General features: G+C 34.0%; 2 protein-coding genes. One reads left to right on the top strand and one right to left on the bottom strand.

Going from position 1 to position 3,097, the window contains the following annotated elements; translation table 11 throughout:
* Positions 1-72: 72 nt before the first annotated feature.
* Positions 73-1,059, bottom strand: coding sequence for a metal-dependent hydrolase (locus V7266_RS29205; protein WP_335472716.1), 987 nt, complete (start codon positions 1,057-1,059; stop codon positions 73-75).
* Positions 1,060-1,453: 394 nt separating this feature from the next.
* On the opposite strand from V7266_RS29205, the gene V7266_RS29200 reads away from it, so the two are divergent.
* On the top strand, positions 1,454-2,983 hold the full coding sequence (locus V7266_RS29200; protein WP_335472715.1) for a Ppx/GppA family phosphatase: 1,530 nt from the start codon (positions 1,454-1,456) through the stop codon (positions 2,981-2,983).
* The last annotated feature ends 114 nt before the right edge of the window (positions 2,984-3,097 follow it).

Here is a 3,097-nt window from a genome sequence, read left to right as displayed (position 1 = left end):
CAGGAGTCGCGCTTATCCGATCCAATCAACATTGTCTCAAAATCAACAGTAACCTTTAACACAGCCATTGTTTTAAGAAGAAGAGCTATTGGTTAGATTCCTTACAATTTTCTTATATTGCTTTAAAGAATTAACCCTGCCTATATAGCTATTCTTTTTCTGGAAATCAGTTGAAATAAACTGAATGGCGATTTCAGGAAAAAACCTTTTTGTGCGGAAACGGAGATCCTTCCAAAAGACCAAATAACCGTTTTTTCTGACATCAACAAATGGATACGCATAATTAGTACTGGCAAGAAAGTCTGAAATTCTCTGGTCATTTAGACTATTTGAGACCAAAATCGGGAAGTTGATCTTTTTGGAAAGGGAATGTTCAATTGTTAAACCTTTTAGTGAAAAAATGCCAAATAGGAAATCCTCTTCCGTCTCAATCAAAATATCCCATTTAAACAACGTTATACGGGGGATTAGTTTGATTCTTATTGCATTAATAAAATAACTTTGTAGGTGTCTTTTCGTTAATAGGGCAAATATAGTGCGGATTCCAAGGTAAAAAATTAGGAAGATATAAATGAAAAGAAAGATAATCCCTGCTTGATAAAATAAGATTAAACCGAATCCGAGAAAATGGAGGAGCAGAATGTAAGGATCCAATAAAGGAACAGCATCAATGGCAATCCATTTTCGTGAGTAAGGCCGAAATATTTGTGTACCGTGTACATTGAATAGATCCAAAAACACATGGAGGATGACGGCAAAAAATGTCCATAAAAATAGATGTAAAAACGAGGTGCTAGTGAAGAATGGATACAGCATTCCTGAAACAAGAATCCCCCATAAAGGAAGAGCAGGAAGTGAATGGGACAGGCCCCTGTGATTCCGTAAATAATTTCCCTTCCCCTTCAAACGATAGAGAAAGTCAAAATCTGGAGCATTAGAACCAATAACAGTGCCAAAAAGGACTGCTTGTGATAAAGTATCATTTGCTGACACCGCAGGGTCAAGCTGAGCTAAAGCACCTATGCCAAAGCCGATCACAATGTGAGAAAAAGTATCCACTCAATCACTCCTTTGTATTAAACTGGGTGTAAAAAATTCCAAAGAAATCAAGCGTCGTTTTTTATCTCCGATTTCTTGGTGACTCACTCCCTTCAAATATTAAATCCCTTCATTTTATTAGATTATTAATCTATTTTTTCTTGAGATAGTATTAAAAACTTGTAAAGATTCTGTATAGTTAATGCGCATTTTTTTTCGTGAAACAATTTTCATTACCTTTCCTAGCCCTCTATGCTAGAAAAGAATCGACTCTTAAGGTATAAGTCATAGCTTTCGTCCCTTTTAATTTTTGTCCATTTAGACGGAAAATTTACATAACGGGGGTTGAAATGTTTGAATTAATAATTATAGGATTAATACATAAAAAAATTTATTAGAGAGGTTGATATTTGTATTGAAACAAAAAATTGCAATTATTGACATCGGATCCAACACGTTGAGACTTGTCATTTATGAAAATGCAAAAAGTGGGAAACGGTTTAAGGAAATCGAAAATATGAAAAAGGCTACTCGCATACGAAACTTTCTGAATGATGAGCAAGAATTAAATGAAGAAGGTATACACTTTTTGCTTAATACCCTTAGAGACTTCCAAACAATCATTAATCTTTATGAGGTGAAAGAAACAATCTGTGTGGCAACAGCTACCATAAGACAAGCTAAAAATAAACATGAAATCTTAAAAATAGTCCTAGAAAGAACAGGCTTAGCCCTCAATATATTGGGGGAATATGAGGAAGCTTATTACGGTTATTTGGCAGTTATCAATTCTATTGATTTAGTTGAAGGTATAACTATTGATATGGGAGGGGGAAGTACAGAAATTACCCATTTTAATAATCGCGAATTAATCCATCATGTTAGTCTACCGTTTGGAGCCTTATCTTTAAAAATTCAGTTTGTAAAAGGAGATATCCCGACTGAACAAGAATTGGTTCAAATTCGTCAGTATATACGCTCTCAACTACAAAAAATCTCTTGGATAGAGAACATACAAATTCCTATCATTGCGATGGGGGGGAGTGCAAGAAACGTTGCTCAGCTTCATCAAAATTTTATCCATTATCCACTCGCAGGCATTCACCATTATGAAATGAGCATTTCAAATATACATGATATTAAGGAAAGCCTAAAATCTTTAACATTTAAAGGATTGCAGAATGCAGAGGGACTCTCAAGGGATCGTGCTGATACCATTTTACTTGCAATAGAGGTATTTGAAATCTTAAGTGATTACTCAAGTGCATCTCGGTTTATTTTGAGCGAAAAAGGACTTCGCGAAGGTGTTCTTTATAGTAAATGGAATCAGAGAGAGAGAGAATTTACGACCTTGGTAGATTCTGAAATCCATGAACTAATAGAGGAATATCACATTGATGTACCTAAAAGTAAACAATTAGTAAAAATTGCACTCATGTTTTTTAACAGTTTGAAGGAAGTTCATGGAATAGGTATTGAATTTTCTACTAGTGATCTGGAATTATTAAAAAGAGGTGCCCGCGTCTACCATTTAGGAAATTATCTAAATGAAGAATCTGGTCCGCTTACCTTTAGCCTTTTGGCTAATCGGCCTATCGGATTCTCTCACAAGGAACGTGTAAAATTAGCCCTTATTGCCTCCTATAAAGGGAGGGGCACTTTTCGTCAATTTTTAGATCCTTTTAAAGGTTGGTTAACGAAAGATGAACGAAAAAAGCTTTGCTTACTGGGAGCCATTTTAAAATTATCACAGAGTCTAAACAAGAGTGAGCGTAATATAGTGAATGAAATAAAAATTCAGCCAAATGATGATAGTTGGTTCATTGATCTTTACTGTCTTAATGATTATGGACCAGAGAAGTATCAGTTCGAAAAGCAAAAAAAACATTTAGAAAAATTGTTGAAGATTACACTTATCCCTCATTTTCACTTAGTAAATCGTTAAAGGATTAGGGTCATTATACTTTGAGTGAATTATTTATTTACATCAAATTAATTTAGCATTTACAGAAAATTAATATTTTTATGTTATTTTTATATTAAATTAACATTTGTATAT

The sequence above is a fragment of the Neobacillus drentensis genome (genome assembly GCF_036965645.1).
Taxonomy (GTDB): domain Bacteria; phylum Bacillota; class Bacilli; order Bacillales; family Cytobacillaceae; genus Neobacillus; species Neobacillus drentensis_D.
This window is presented reverse-complemented; position numbering and strand designations above follow the sequence as displayed.